General features: G+C 61.3%; 14 protein-coding genes. 9 read left to right on the plus strand and 5 right to left on the minus strand.

All coding sequences use genetic code 11. The annotated features are described in order from the left end of the window. Window positions 1–198: 198 nt before the first annotated feature. On the plus strand, window positions 199–2715 hold the full coding sequence (locus ACQZ2L_RS09865; RefSeq protein ID WP_430325884.1) for a TonB-dependent siderophore receptor: 2517 nt from the start codon (window positions 199–201) through the stop codon (window positions 2713–2715). Between the two features lie 63 nt (window positions 2716–2778). Here ACQZ2L_RS09865 and ACQZ2L_RS09870 read toward each other — a convergent pair whose 3' ends face one another. Next, window positions 2779–5139: a DNA polymerase II gene (locus ACQZ2L_RS09870; RefSeq protein ID WP_430325885.1), complete on the minus strand. Its 2361-nt coding sequence runs from the start codon at window positions 5137–5139 to the stop codon at window positions 2779–2781. Window positions 5140–5191: 52 nt separating this feature from the next. Next, entirely contained in the window at window positions 5192–6112 is a 921-nt protein-coding gene (locus ACQZ2L_RS09875) for a LysR substrate-binding domain-containing protein (RefSeq protein WP_101318503.1), read from the minus strand. Window positions 6113–6271: 159 nt separating this feature from the next. Between ACQZ2L_RS09875 and ACQZ2L_RS09880 the strand changes: the two genes are divergently transcribed. The 8 genes from ACQZ2L_RS09880 (at window position 6272) to ACQZ2L_RS09915 (ending at window position 11867) form a co-directional block, all read left to right on the plus strand. Next, the gene (locus ACQZ2L_RS09880; protein ID WP_430325886.1) at window positions 6272–7048 is read left to right on the plus strand and encodes a YqcI/YcgG family protein; all 777 of its coding nucleotides are present in this window, start codon (window positions 6272–6274) and stop codon (window positions 7046–7048) included. A 3-nt stretch (window positions 7049–7051) separates the two neighbouring features. Next, window positions 7052–7684, plus strand: a complete 633-nt coding sequence (locus ACQZ2L_RS09885; protein WP_430325887.1) for a LysE family translocator — start codon at window positions 7052–7054, stop codon at window positions 7682–7684. Window positions 7685–7719: 35 nt separating this feature from the next. Then, window positions 7720–8793 (plus strand): hypothetical protein, encoded by a 1074-nt coding sequence (locus ACQZ2L_RS09890; protein WP_430325888.1) that lies wholly within the window; start codon window positions 7720–7722, stop codon window positions 8791–8793. Between the two features lie 192 nt (window positions 8794–8985). After that, the gene (locus ACQZ2L_RS09895) at window positions 8986–9630 is read left to right on the plus strand and encodes a sel1 repeat family protein (RefSeq protein ID WP_430325974.1); all 645 of its coding nucleotides are present in this window, start codon (window positions 8986–8988) and stop codon (window positions 9628–9630) included. A gap of 106 nt (window positions 9631–9736) precedes the next feature. Then, window positions 9737–10438 carry an AzlC family ABC transporter permease gene (locus tag ACQZ2L_RS09900; protein WP_430325889.1) on the plus strand — a complete coding sequence of 234 codons (702 nt, stop codon included), beginning with the start codon at window positions 9737–9739 and terminating at the stop codon, window positions 10436–10438. Then, complete coding sequence (locus tag ACQZ2L_RS09905; protein WP_430325890.1) at window positions 10435–10749, plus strand: AzlD domain-containing protein; 315 nt, start codon at window positions 10435–10437, stop codon at window positions 10747–10749. Before ACQZ2L_RS09900 ends, ACQZ2L_RS09905 begins: the two co-directional genes overlap by 4 nt. Beyond that, complete coding sequence (locus ACQZ2L_RS09910; protein ID WP_430325891.1) at window positions 10746–11579, plus strand: AraC family ligand binding domain-containing protein; 834 nt, start codon at window positions 10746–10748, stop codon at window positions 11577–11579. Before ACQZ2L_RS09905 ends, ACQZ2L_RS09910 begins: the two co-directional genes overlap by 4 nt. A 60-nt stretch (window positions 11580–11639) precedes the next feature. Then, window positions 11640–11867, plus strand: a complete 228-nt coding sequence (locus ACQZ2L_RS09915) for a hypothetical protein (RefSeq protein ID WP_101318491.1) — start codon at window positions 11640–11642, stop codon at window positions 11865–11867. 69 nt (window positions 11868–11936) lie between these two features. Here the strand turns inward: ACQZ2L_RS09915 and ACQZ2L_RS09920 are convergent, their stop codons facing one another. The 3 genes from ACQZ2L_RS09920 to nfuA form a co-directional block, all read right to left on the minus strand. Next, window positions 11937–12419: a copper chaperone PCu(A)C gene (locus tag ACQZ2L_RS09920; protein WP_430325975.1), complete on the minus strand. Its 483-nt coding sequence runs from the start codon at window positions 12417–12419 to the stop codon at window positions 11937–11939. Window positions 12420–12425: 6 nt separating this feature from the next. Next, complete coding sequence (locus tag ACQZ2L_RS09925; protein WP_430325892.1) at window positions 12426–13031, minus strand: SCO family protein; 606 nt, start codon at window positions 13029–13031, stop codon at window positions 12426–12428. 405 nt (window positions 13032–13436) lie between these two features. Continuing rightward, window positions 13437–14021 carry a Fe-S biogenesis protein NfuA gene (gene nfuA / locus ACQZ2L_RS09930; RefSeq protein WP_101318487.1) on the minus strand — a complete coding sequence of 195 codons (585 nt, stop codon included), beginning with the start codon at window positions 14019–14021 and terminating at the stop codon, window positions 13437–13439. Window positions 14022–14060: the final 39 nt, after the last annotated feature.

A 14060-nucleotide genomic window follows, 5' to 3' on the forward strand; every position in this document is an offset into this window, starting at 1 on the left:
TGTCCTCTGTCGCTCTGTCTCCCAGAACGACTTCTATTTCGACATAGCTGACCACCAGGTGCGAGCGCCTCAGGTCAAGGTCAGCAGCGAGTTTGAACTCATCTGAAAAATATTTTTCCGGTTTGGCAATGGCCATGCGTTTCATTGAGACGCAATCGCAACTGTATTAACACTTACGCCATATAAGGGCCTAACACCATGCCAGCCCCCCACCGCCTCTCCCCACTTGGCACAGCCCTGCTGCTGCGCCACGCCCTGCGCCCGACACTGAGTTCATGCGCCCTGGGCGTCGCCCTGGCAGTGCCCTACGCCGCTCAGGTGCATGCCCAGGACATGAGCTTCGACATCCCCTCGCAAGCGCTGGCCAGCGCCCTGATCAGCCTCAGCAAGCAGACCGACATGCAGATTCTGTTCAGCCAGGACATCGTGCAAGGCCGCCGTAGCGCAGCCGTTGCCGGTCGCCTGTCACCCGAGCAGGCACTTGCGCGGCTGCTGCAGGGCACCGGGGTCAGCTACAGCGTGCAGGGCAACGTCATTACCTTGGACGCTCCACAGGCGACGGAGAGCGGTGCGATGCAGTTGGGTGCAACGAACATTTCCGGGGCGGCGTTGGGGATCACCACCGAAGGAACGGGCGCCTATACCACTGGGGAGACAGCAGCGGCGACGCGGCTGCCGTTGAGCCTGCGCAAGACACCGCAGTCGGTCAGCGTGGTGACCCGCCAGCAGATGGATGATCAGAACCTGCAAAGTGTCTCCGATGTACTCTCGCAGACCCCGGGGATTACTGTCGACCAAGAGAGTTCAGAGGCTTACAGCTTCTACTCGCGCGGCTTCAAGCTGGAAAACTTCCAATTCGACGGCGTGCCCAGCCTTTCCTCGGAAGGCGGCTCTCTGCGTGACAACTACAGCATTGGCGACAGCCTGATCTACGACAGAGTGGAAGTGCTAAAGGGCGCGACCGGCCTGGTCAACGGCACCGGATATCCGTCGGGCGTGGTCAATCTGGTGCGCAAGCGCCCGACCACTACCTTTCAGGGTAAGCTCGGCCTAGGTGCTGGTTCCTGGGACAAGTACACCGCCGACATCGACGTGTCCGGCCCTCTCACCGACAGCGGCAACATCCGCGGGCGCACCGTGGTGGGTACACAGAAGCAGCACAGCTATGTGAACTACCTGACCGGCGAGCAAAACACCTTCTATGGTGTATTGGAGGCGGACCTTAGCGACAGCACGATGCTGTCGGTCGGCTATGACATTCAGAAAAACAATGATGACGGCAGTACAGTCAACGCGATGCCTGGGTTCTATCAGAACGGACGCACCGCCAGTTTCGATCGCGATTTCAACGCCGCCGACCGTTGGTCCTGGCGTAACCAGGAAACTCAGCGGGCCTTTGTCGAACTGTCGCATACCTTCGATAACGACTGGATTGTCAAAGGTGTGGCCAGCGGACGTCAGTACCGCTCGCGTGAGCTGATGTCCGGCGTCAGCGCTGAAGGCATCCGCGATGACGGCAGAATCTCCCACGGCTTTATCGGCGGCAACATCGACCCTGACGGTACGGTGAACACGGCATTCGGCACAGCTTCGAAGTTCAACACGACCAGCAAGGAAAAAGGCCTCGACCTTTATGCCCGAGGCCCGTTCACCCTCGGTGGACGCGTCCACGAGGCGGTTGTCGGCTACAACTACTCTGAAACCAAGTCTCAATCCGTTCGCCACGATGGCAAGACCAATCCGGTCGTCGAGGATGTCTTCCAATGGAATGGTTACGGGGACTACCCGACTGATTTCGAGTGGTGGTCAACCTTCGATATCAAGGCTCGCCAGAGCGTTGCCTTTGCTGCATCGATCTTCAAGCCGACTGACGATCTGTCATTGATCGTCGGCGCCCGCGTGGTCAATTACACGTGGGAAATCGATACGATCAACGCAGCCAATCGCAAACTACCGGCAGACGCTACCGTGTCTGGTGAGGTCGTGCCTTATGCCGGCGTCACTTACGATCTGGACCAAAACCATACCGTCTACTTCAGCTACACCGACGTCTTCAAGCCTCAGGCATACAACCGTTATGCCACGGGCAAACCGCTTGATCCGATGACGGGCAAGAGTTACGAAATCGGTATCAAGGGCGCGTATCTCGAGGATCGGGTCAACGCCAGCCTGGCAGTGTTCCAGCTGACTCAAGACAACTTCGCCGTTGAAGTTGGTTACGATGCGCAAAATTTCCGCTCCATCTACGATGCCAAGGAAGGTGTAAAAACACGCGGCGTCGAACTGGAGGTCTCGGGCGAGGTCCTCAGGGGCTTGAATGTGATGGGTGGTTACACCTTCGCGGAGTCGCATGATGAAGACGACGAGCGCGTTGCAACCAACCAGCCGCAGCATCTGCTGAAACTCGCGACCAACTACAGGATGCCGGGCGATTGGAGCAAGGTCACGGTAGGCGGCAATCTCAAATGGCAGAGCGGCACGTTCTATCAACCGGGCGAGTGGTACACCACCGATGATCCGAACGCCAAGTTCAAGCAGAAGGCCTTTACGCTGGTAGGCCTCAATGCAGGTTATGACTTCACTCGCGATCTCAGGGGCACGGTCAACGTCAACAACCTGTTCGACAAACACTACTACAGTGGCCTGGGCAACTACGACTCGGTGTACTGGGGTGCGCCGCGTAACGTGATGTTCAACGTCAAGTACAGCTTCTGAGCTAGCTGAGTCGGTGCATCAAAAGCCCCTGCCGAGACTTGCCGCATCAGTGCCCGCACGGGCTCAAAACAGCATCAGTTGGCGGCCGGTCAGGGCATTGAAGTCATCCCCAACGAACGGCAGGATCGCGTCCGCCACCGGTTGCAGTTGGCGGCTCAGGTAGTGCTCGTAGTCGATCGGCGACTGCAGGTTTTCCAGCGGTTCGGGGCCTGCCGTGGTGATCACATAGCTGATCCAGCCGCCACGCTGATACTGCTTGGGCCGGCCCAGCCGGGCATTGAAGTCGTCGGCCAGGCGCGCCGCGCGCACGTGCGGCGGCACGTTGCGCTGGTAATCGGCCAGCGGCCGGCGCAGGCGCTTGCGGTAGATCAGCAGCTCGTCCTGCGCGCCGGCCAACGTGCGTTGCACGTAATCGCGCAGATAGTCACGGTACGGCTGGTTGCGGAAGATCCGCTCATACAGCCCTTGCTGAAATTGCCGGGCCAGCGGCGACCAGTCGGTGCGCACCGACTCCAGGCCCTTGTAGATCATCTGTAGCTCGCCATCGGTGCCTTGCACCAGGCCGGCGTAACGTTTCTTGCTGCCCTCCTCGGCGCCGCGGATGGTCGGCATCAAAAAACGCTGGTAATGGGTTTCGTACTGCAGCTCCAGCGCGCAGTCGAGGTTCATGCTCTGGCGCAGGTGTTCGCGCCACCAGTGGTTGACCTTGGCTACCAGCGCCTTACCGATGCGCGCCGCCGCCTGCTCGTCGTGGGCGTGCTTGAGCCAGACGAAGGTCGAGTCGGTGTCGCCATAGATAACGTCATAACCCTCGGCCTCGATCAGGGCGCGGGTCTGGCGCATGATTTGGTGGCCACGCAGGGTGATCGACGACGCCAAGCGTGTGTCGAAGAAGCGGCAACCGTTGGAGCCGAGTACGCCGTAGAAGGCGTTCATGATGATCTTCAGCGCTTGCGACAAGGCCGCGTTACCGTCGCGCTTGGCCGCTTCACGGCCCTGCCAGACCCGCTCGACAATGGCCGGCAGGCAATGCCGGGTGCGGGAGAAACGCGCGCCGCGAAAGCCCTCGACCGAGTGCTCGTCATCGGGCTGGCTGAGCCCTTCGACCAAACCAACCGGATCGATCAGGAAGGTGCGGATGATCGACGGATACAGGCTCTTGTAGTCGAGCACCAACACCGAGTCATACAGGCCAGGGCGCGAGTCCATGACAAAGCCACCAGGGCTGGCGGTATCCGGCTGGCTGCCCATGTTCGGCGCAACAAAACCCATCCGGTGCATGTGCGGGATATACAAATGGCAGAACGCAGCTACCGAGCCACCGCTGCGGTCCACCGGCAGGCCAGTGACGCTGGCGCGCTCCAGGAGGAATTCGAGCAGGCGGGTATGGGCAAAAATCCGCGTGACCAGTTCGCAGTCCTTGAGGTTATAGCGGGCCAGGGCTGGTTTGTCCTCGGCGAACATGCGGTTGATTTCGTCCATGCGCTGATACGGCGTATCGATCGCCTTGCCTTCGCCGAGCAGGGTCTGGGCGACGTTTTCCAGGCTGAATGACGGGAAGCTCCAGGTCGCTGAACGCAGCGCCTCGATGCCATCGATCAACAAGCGACCCGGCGCTTCGACGAACACATGATTGCGCTCGGGGTGCGCGCGCAGGGTCATTGGTGCGCCGTTGCGACCAAGCAGCAACGGCACCTGCAAGCGCGCGGCGTGTTCATGCAGCAAGCGCAGGTCGAACTGCAGGACGTTCCAGCCGATGATCGCATCGGGGTCGTGGCTGGCCATCCATTGATTGAGGCAGTGCAACAGTTGCGCGCGGTCGGCGCAGTAGTGCAGATCGAAGTCGACGATGCTGTGGTCGCCATTGGCCGGCCCGAGCATGTACACCTGGCGCTGGCCGCAGCCTTCGATGGCAATGCTGTACAGCTCGCCACGCTCGGTGGTCTCGATGTCCAGCGAGGCCAGGCGCAATGGCGGACGGTATTCGGGATGCGGCTTGAGCTGGCCGTTGCAGAGCACGCCGTGGGCATCTGGCTGGCCACTGAACAGCACCGGCGCGGTGATGAAGCGCTCCATCAGGTAGCGTTCCGGCGGACGGATATCCGCCTCGTATACATCGATACCTGCGCTGCGCAGGCGGTGCTCAAGTTGGATCAGCTGGCGATGCTGCCGGCAGTACAGACCCAGCACCGGGCGTTGCTCGAAGTCGCGCAGGCGCAGTGGTTTGAGCTCAGCGCCCTGCTCGCCCTTGAGCACTGCGCGGGCGTGGGCGGCAAACCGCTCGGGGATGAACGCCACCGATTCCTGCGGCGCCAGACGCAGCTGGCGCGGGCCCTGATCGGTCGCCAGCCAGAACTCCACGCAGGTGCCTTCGGGCGTATCGTGCCAATGTCGGGTGAGGACAAAGCCCTGCTGCAACTCCACTGCGATGACCTCTGTGATACGGCGTACTGAGTGGGGATTCTACCCTGTTGCGTCAGCCGTAGAGGTAGTTGATCTCCTTGGACACCAGCGGCGGCACCTGGGCCAGCAGAAAATCGCGCAGCCGCAGCATCTGCCGAGCCTTGGGGCTGGCCTTGAGCCAGGTCATGTAATAGCCGTCGCCGGTAGCCACGGCGTGCTTGAACGGCATCACCAGGCGCCCCGCGGCGACGTCGGCGCTGGCCAGCACCAGATCCACCACCGAGATGCCCAGGCCTTGCTGGGCGGCGGAAATACCTTGATCAAGCGTGTCGAACACCTGCCCCTGGTCGATGCTGATGTGCAAGGCGTCCATCCGCGCCAGCCAGCGCCGCCAGTCACGGCGGTCGGTCGAGGGGTGCAGGAAATCGCACTGACTGAGTATGGCCAGATCCGGGTTGGGGTCTTGCAGGTAGTCGGGGTGGCAGACCGGAATCAGCCACTCGTCGAACAGCTTGAAGCCCTCGACGTCGGCTGGGAAACGACCGTTGGCCAGAAGAATCGCGCAGTCATACGGTTCTGAATAAAAATCGACGCTATCGATGTCCATCCACACGCTCGACAGCTGCACGCTGCAGCTGTTTTCCACCTTCTTGAAGCCATCCAGCGCGCGCAATAGCCAGCGTACGGTGAGCGTCGACGGTGCTTTCAGGCGCAAGCCATAGCGATCCTGGCGCAGCAAGGCGCAGGCGTTTTCGATGATCTTGAAGCCAACCTTGAGCTCCTGCGCCAGCAGCCGGCCATGCTCGGTCAAGCGCAGTTTGGGCCCGCGACGCTCGAACAGGCTGCAGCCAAACATCGACTCAAGGGTCTTGATGTGATGACTGACGGCGCCCTGAGTCAGGGCCAACTCTTCGGCTGCACGGGTGAATGAGCCGTAGCGCGAAGCCACTTCGAAAGCGCGCAGGGCATGCAGTGCTTGAATCCGTTCTGACATCTGTGGCCGTCCGCAGCATGAGTGAGACTAATAGTAGGTCATAAATCCAGGCGTTTTACAACGCTGGGCGCATCTCAGAAAATGCCTGTAAACCATAAATACATAGAGCTAATCAGCCTTAGCTAGGCAGAAATGATCATTAGAACGTCTGGGGAAACCATGTTTACGGGATATGGAAACTGCTATCGCCTGGATGCGCTAGAGCTGGCCGCCGAACATGTCCAGAATACGAGTCACTGGACCTTCAAAACCATAGAACACTTTCGCGCAATTCTCGCCAATCCTGAATTTCCTTGTTTGTTCGGCCGCAAGGCGGTCGGTGCCAAGACGTGTCACATCGTCTTTGCCCGTGCCGAGCACATGGCTGATGACATGGCCAGGGGCTTGACCGACTACGTGCGCACCATCGAACCAATACCACGCAAGCAACGCATCGGTACGCCGCTGCTGGTGTTCATCGAGACCGCACCTGGCGGCAGCCTCGACGAACAGCAGGCGCTCGCCTGGAAAGTGCTGCAAGGCGTGCATGCCCGCGACCCGCAGCCCTGGCCTCAGGACGTACCGGGCGACCCGCACGACAACCAGTGGTCGTTCTGCTTTGCCGGCATGCCGCTGTTCATCAACATGAACTTTCCGGCGCACCGGTTGATGAAGAGCCGCAACCTGGGCGACAGCATGGTCTTCGTGATCAACCCCCGCGAGAGCTTCGAAGAAGTCGCCAGCGCCCAGACCGAGAGCGGCCAACGCATCCGCGCACGGATCCGCGAGCGGGTCAGCCACTACAACGACGGCGTCGTGCCTGACTCGCTGGGTTACTTCGGCGAAGAAGACAACTTTGAATGGAAGCAATACCAGTTGCAGGAGCAGGGATCACTGAACCCGTCGCGCTGCCCTTTCCATGCCCACAAGGCACCAGACACACTGATCGAGAACTGAATCGTGAATACCGCCCTGACTGCCACCTATGCCCTGACCGTGCTGCTGCTGATCGCCACTCCCGGCCCAGTCGTCGCCCTGATCGTCAACACTGCTGCTGCGTCCGGCTCACGCAAGGCGCTGTTCACGGCCATCGGTACCAACTGGGCGTCACTGGTACTGATCGGCGCTGCGGCCTGGATCATCATGACCAGCGCCGCCATCGACAAGACCTGGCTCAACGGCATGAGCCTGCTCGGTTGCCTGTTCATCGGCTACATCGCCGTGGCCACCTTGCGCGAAGCACTGCAGCCGCCGACGGTTGCCGAGGCAGCAGTGGCAGAAACGCCTCAGCCGGCCCGCGGCGGCTTGCTGCAGGGGTTCATGGTGGGCATTTCCAACCCCAAGGACATCATCTTCTTCATCTCGTTCTTCCCGCAGTTCATCCAGATCACCGAGTCGTTCGGCAAGAGCATGGTGGTGCTGTCGCTGCTGTGGATTGCCATCGATTTCGCCGTGCTCAGCCTGTACATCTTCGCCATCGGCAGGATCGCCTCGCAGCGCAGCAGCCGCATGATCAGCCTTGCCTCCGGCGTGGCGCTGCTGCTGATTGCAGCGGTCGGCCTGCTTTACAACCTCAGGGAACTGACGGCCTGAGCCGCATACGCCTGCTGACTGAGTGAGGAGGTTTGATGAGCCTGATCAATAGCGCCACGGACGGCCAACTGCTTCCCCTGCAACTGGACTACCAGCGCTTTATGCAGCTGGGCAGCCGGCGTTTGCCGCAAACCCTGTATATGCACGAACGGGGTTATCGCTCGGACACCATCAATACCGATGCATTGGGCTTGCGCTACAGCCACTGGGCGGGCAAGCGCTACTCACCGGCTGAACGTGGCAGTACCGCGCGAGTCAACCTGCTGGTGGGCGGCTCGACCGCTTTCGGCATAGGCGCGAGCGGTGATGAAGCTACGGTTGCCTCGCACCTGTCGGCGCTCACCGGTGAGGTCTGGCTGAGCCTGGCTGGCTGCGGACTGAGTGCTACGCAAGAGCTGCTGCTGTTCCTTACACACCAGCATCGGCTGGGCAAGATCGGCCATGTGGTGATCCTCAGCGGGCTCAACACGTTGGCCCAGGAGGCCCTCAGCGAGTTGCTGGCCACGGGTTCCGACCCGCGTCAGGCATACCTGAACAGCTTCAATGAGACCCTGCAGGCACCGCCCTGCAAAGGCGTCGAGTCGCTCTGGCAACGCTGGCGCCAGGCGCTGGTGCCACGCCGCGAGCAGCCTGCCTTGAGCTGGTCACTGCCGCCGGCAGACAAACGCCTGATGCGCGCGGCCGACTGTATTGGGCGCACCTTGCGCCAGTGGGAGCGCTTGCTGGCTGACAGCCATGCCACCCTCACGTTCATCTTGCAGCCACTGCTGCCCTGGTGCCGCGAAACGGTGCCCGCGGCTGAGCAGGCCAGGCTCGATGCCTTGCAGCGGCAGCCGGTGCCCTTCGATCAGTTGCTGGCGGGCGTTTTCGATGCCGAACGGCACTCGGCATTCTTTCGCCGGATCAAGAACGAAGCCGATTCTGTCGCCTGTTATGACATGAACTGCATGCTCGACAGCTCACCGGTATTCGGCCAATCACTGTTTGTGGATCGCTTGCATTTCAATGACTTGGGGAACAATACCTTGGCCAAGGTGATCACCGCCAAGCTGGGCCTTGCGCAGGATAAACAACGCCTGCGCAAGGTGACGCCGATCAAGCTCGTCTGATAAACGCGGCCATGGTCTATCGGCATGGGCCTTGGGGTGGCTAGAATAGCCGGTCATCGCTGTGATTTACCGAGGCATATGCGCATCTGCAAAGAACATCGAAGCTCCAACGCTGCCAACAGCGGCACGCCACGTTCAATCGTCACGCGTGCTGTCCTGTTCTCGCCCCTGCTCATCGCCCTGGCTGCGCCCATGGCCTACGCGCTTGAGAGCCAGATCGACCCGCACGCTGATCTGCTCTACCGGCAGGCCTTGCCGCTGCTCGAACAAGCCGACAGCGTCAGCGACAGCCCCTCGCCGCTACGCTCGGTTGCCAATAGCGACCCTGAGCTGAGTCGCCAGGGCCAGGCACTGGCGCAGACTCTGCCGACCGCTGTGGCGCTGCTGAAAAAGTCGGTGGCGCTGGGGCACCCGGTGGCGCAATACCGGCTGGCCTTGTATTACATGACCTACCTGCCGGCCGCGCAGATTCCCGACGCTGCCTGCCCTTTGCTTGAAGCCAGCCTGCAGCAGGGCTTTGCCCCGCCCGCGCCGGCCATCTCGACCTGGTGCCCACCGTACAACGCCAGCCCGGCCTATCGGGACGCGATGGAAGCCATCCCCAACATGGCTACGCTGTACGCCCAGTATTATCCGCAGCCCGCCGTGCGCCTGGCCTGCAACCGCAGCCAGCCACAGGGATTGCAGATGCAGTGGGGCCGGCAGCGCGATTATCAGGCTGAGGTCTACCGCCTGCTGGGTGATCTGGACCCGCAGCACCGGCAGACCTTGCTGCAGAAAGCGGTGGAGATCAACGGCTGCGCCGCCGCGCAGCAACGCCTGACCAGCAACCGCTGACCCTTACCCACTGAAGCTCGGGCTGGCCATAGACGAGCAAGATCGTTCAAGCCAGCCCTGAGCTGCTCTGCCATGCTGCGCTGCCTTGTTGTTTGCAGCCGTCATCATGCCCAGCAGTCAGCCACTCACTCGCCACGCCTTCCTCCACGGTGCCTTTGCCAGCCTGCCACTGTCACTGGCAGTCGCGCCCTGGGGCCTGTTGGCAGGCTCCATGGCCATCGAGGCCAACCTTAGCCCATGGCAAGGCCAGGGCTTGTCAGTGATCGTATTCGCCGGTGCCGCGCAACTGGTGGCGATCGGCATGCTCAAGGGTGGCGCCAGCCTGCTGTCGATCCTGCTCACGACCTTGCTGCTGACCTCCCAGCACTTGCTCTACGGGCTGTCGATGCGCCCACTGCTGTCCGGGCAACCATTACGCTGGCGGCTCGGCCTTGGTTTTCTGCTCACCGATGAATTCTTCGCGCTGACCAGCCACTACGACCAACAGCAGTTCAACCGCTGGTATGCCTTGGGCGTTGGCCTGACGTTCTATGTGGCGTGGAATCTGTTCACCCTCGCGGGCATTGTGCTCGGCCAGAACATCCCGCACCTGGACCAACTGGGCCTGGATTTCTCCATTGTCGCCACTTTCGTTGCCCTGATAGCGCCCACCGTACGCAGCGTGCCGGCATTGGTGTGCGTACTGGTATCGCTGGTCAGCTCGGTACTGTTCACCTACTGGCACTGGGAAACCGCGCTGATTGCAGCAGGGTTGCTGGGCATGGGTGCAGGCTTTGTCTGTCAAAAACTGGCTGGAGCACGGGCATGATCTGGTTGTTGATCGTGGGCATGGGCCTGCTGGTATTTCTCAACCGCTACGCATTTCTCGAACCGCGTTTACCGCTACGCCTGAGCTCCAACGCGCGGCAGTTTCTCGGTTTTGCCGTGCCCGGTATGCTCACGGCAATCTGCGGGCCGATCATCTTCCTGCCCGAGCACCAGCTTGACCTGAGCCTGACCAACCCGTACCTGCTTGGCTCGGTGGTGGCCGTAGTGCTGGTGCTGTTGACCCGCAGTGTGTTGCTGAGCATGCTGGTGAGCATGTTGATCTTCTTTTTGCTGCGCAGCTGGCTGGCATGAGCACGCCCCTGCGCGAACAAACCCACCTGTGGCAGGCACCGGCACTTGGCGACGTCGAGATGCTGCACGCGCGCTATGTGCAGCAACGGTTTGCCCCACATGTGCATGAAGGCTATGTGTTCACCGTGATCGAGTCGGGCGCGCAGCGCTTCTGGCACCGTGGCAGCGAGCACCTGGCGCCGGTGGGCAGCATGGTCCTGATCAACCCGGACGAACTGCACACCGGCGCTACCGCGCACGAGAGTGGCTGGCGCTATCGTGGCTTTTATCCCGAGCACGCACGGGTTACGGGCGTGCTCGACGAGCTGGAACTGAGCGGCCAGGGCATGCCGTACTTTCAGCAGAGCGTGATCAATGATGCAGGCCTGGCGGCGGCGTTCAGCCAGCTGCACCAGCTCTCGGAAGCCGGGGCCAGCGCCTTGCAACAACAAACTGCCTGGCGCCAGGCTGTGCTGGCCCTGGCCCAGCGCCACGGTCAATGCAGCGCGCCACGCGATCCAGGTCGTGAGCCGCTGGCTGTCGCCCGCGCCCGTGAGCTGCTGGAAAGCCAGCTCGCCGACCCGCCTTCGCTGGAAGCGTTGGCGGCGGCGGTGAACCTGTCTGCGTTTCACTTTGCCCGGGTATTCTGCCGCGCTACCGGGCTGCCACCGCATAGCTGGCTGAAACAACGGCGCCTGGCCCGGGCGCGAGAGCTGCTCAAGGGCGGCATGGCCGCTGCCGATGCCGCGTTCGCCTTGGGCTTTGCCGATCAAAGCCACCTCAACCGCCAGTTCAAGCAAGCCTACGGCGTCACCCCTGGGGCTTACCGCAGCGCCTGTGTGAGCCGCTGAGGCGCCCGGCAAATTCTGCCAGCACTGCTACACTTCAAGCGCTGAAAGGAGGAACCTGCCATGTCTGCAAAAGAGCTCAACACCCTGCTGACGTTGATGAATCAGCGCCAAACCCACTTGACCAGCGCGTGCAAGGAAATTGCCGCATGGATCGACCGGCAGGGTGATGTGCCCGCAGCCGGCAAGATCCGCGACAGCTTGCGGGCACTGGAAGCTGAAGAAGCACAAGTGCGCAAAACGCTGACCTCGCTGAAGACCGACCGCCCATTGCCACGCTTCCGCGGTTGATTCTCGGCAATAAAAAGCCGCTCCCCAGGGAGCGGCTTTGCATTGACGCGTGTAAGACGCCGATATCGATCAGTGCTGATGCGCGTGGTCGTGGCCACCGGTGCTGCCATCGGCTGTCAGACCACGCACAGGCGCCTGGACCTGCAAGGTCTGCTTGACGCCCTTGGCGTCTTCGACGGTCAGCGTCAGCGGCACCTGGGTGCCTTCCTTGACCTGCTCGTGCAAGCCCATCAGCATCACGTGGTAGCCGTTCGGGTCGAGGCTCACGGCTTTGCCGGCGGGCAGCTCGATCGACTTGACCTGGCGCATGCCCATGACGTCACCGTTCATGGTCATTTCATGCACTTGCACATCCTTGGCGACTGGCGAAGCGACTCCGACCAACTTGCTGTCGGTGGTGGCTGTCAGCACCATGAAGGCGCCGGTAGCGTGCTGCTGCGGCACAGTGGCCCGCACCCAGGCATCGCTGACGCTGGTCTCGGCCAGGGCTGGCAGCGCCATGCCCATCAGAGCCAGAGCGGCCAGGCCGCGCTTGATCGGTTGCAGCGAAATTGCCATTTAGCAGATCTCCATCAGGGTAAGCAGGTCTTCTGTGCATTCCTTGGCATTCAGGGAATGCCCCAGGCTCAGGCGTAGCGTGCTGCGCGAATCGTAGACGTAGCTGGTGGAGGAATGGGAGATGGTGTACGTGTCACCCGTAGGGACCTTTTCGTAGAACACCTTGAACTCCCGCGCGACCGCAGCGATCTCTTCCGGCGTACCGGTCAGAGCCGTGAACGAGGGGTCGAATGCCTTGACATAGGCGTCGAGCACTTCGGGCGTATCACGTTCTGGGTCAAGGGTGATGAATACCACCTGCAAGAAACCAGCATCGCGGCCCATCAGCTTCTTGATCTGGGCGGCACGCGCCAGCGCAGTCGGGCACACGGCCGGGCACTGGGTGAAGCCGAAGAAGATCATCGGCATGGTGCCGTAGAAGCTCGACAAGGTCCGCACGTTGCCCTGGCTATCAGTCAGGCGAAACGAACGGCCGAGGATTTCGTTGCTCATGTTCTTGCCGTACTTGAAATCAAGGCCGCGCGCCGGGTTGCAACCGGCCAGCAGGCCAAGCCCGAGTACGCCCATGCCGGCGACAACGGCACGCCGGGTCAACAGATCAGTCATGGAACCATCCTTTACAGGGAAGGTGCCAGCCCCTGGGCAGGGCCGGTCAAAAAGCCGCGGCATTCTGGCATGACCTCTGTTGGCTATCTACCCAACAAAGCCGGTGATCGGCCTGCAGCCCTTGTAATACGCGGCTGCGACCTGTTGTCGCGGGGGTTGAATCGGTAACAGATTGTTGCTAGGACCAGCTAACACAGCGCATCTATTCTGAATTCGATGTTGGCATGCAATTGCTGGGGCTGCTTTGCAGCCCTTTCGCGACACGAGGCCGCTCCTACAGTTGACCGTATTCGGCGCCAGTCCGCGGTGTCTGTAGGAGCGGCCTTGTGTCGCGAAAGGGGCGCAAAGCGCCCCCAATGCACTTGAACTACCCGCTGTATACGAAAACAGACGCCACTCTGGCTATCAGTAGTAAGCGTTTTCTTTCTGAGTATGGTCAGTCACGTCGCGCACGCCCTTGAGCTCAGGAATACGCTCGAGCAAGGTGCGCTCGATGCCATCCTTGAGGGTCACGTCGGCCTGGCCGCAGCCCTGGCAACCACCACCGAACTGCAGGACCGCAATGCCGTCGTCGACCACGTCGATCAGGCTCACCGCACCACCGTGGCTGGCCAGCCCTGGGTTGATCTCGGTTTGCAGGTAGTAGTTGATACGCTCGTTGATCGGGCTGTCTTCGTTGACCATCGGCACTTTGGCGTTTGGCGCCTTGATGGTCAGCTGGCCGCCCATGCGATCGGTGGCGTAGTCGACCAGCGCGTCATCCAGAAACGGTTCGCTGACGGCGTCGATGTAGGCCGTGAAGCTTTTCAGGCCGAGAGCAGTGTCCTCTGGCTTCTCTTCGCCCGGCTTGCAGTAGGCAATGCACGTCTCTGCGTACTGGGTGCCTGGCTGGGTAATGAATACGCGGATGCCGATACCCGGGGTGTTCTGCTTGGAGAGCAGATCGGCCAGGTAATCATGGGCGGCGTCGGTAATGGTTATAGCGCTCATGGAAGTTCCTCACAGACTTGCTGGCAAGTGTACGCCAAC

This window comes from Pseudomonas shirazensis (assembly GCF_050496565.1).
GTDB lineage: Bacteria > Pseudomonadota > Gammaproteobacteria > Pseudomonadales > Pseudomonadaceae > Aquipseudomonas > Aquipseudomonas shirazensis_A.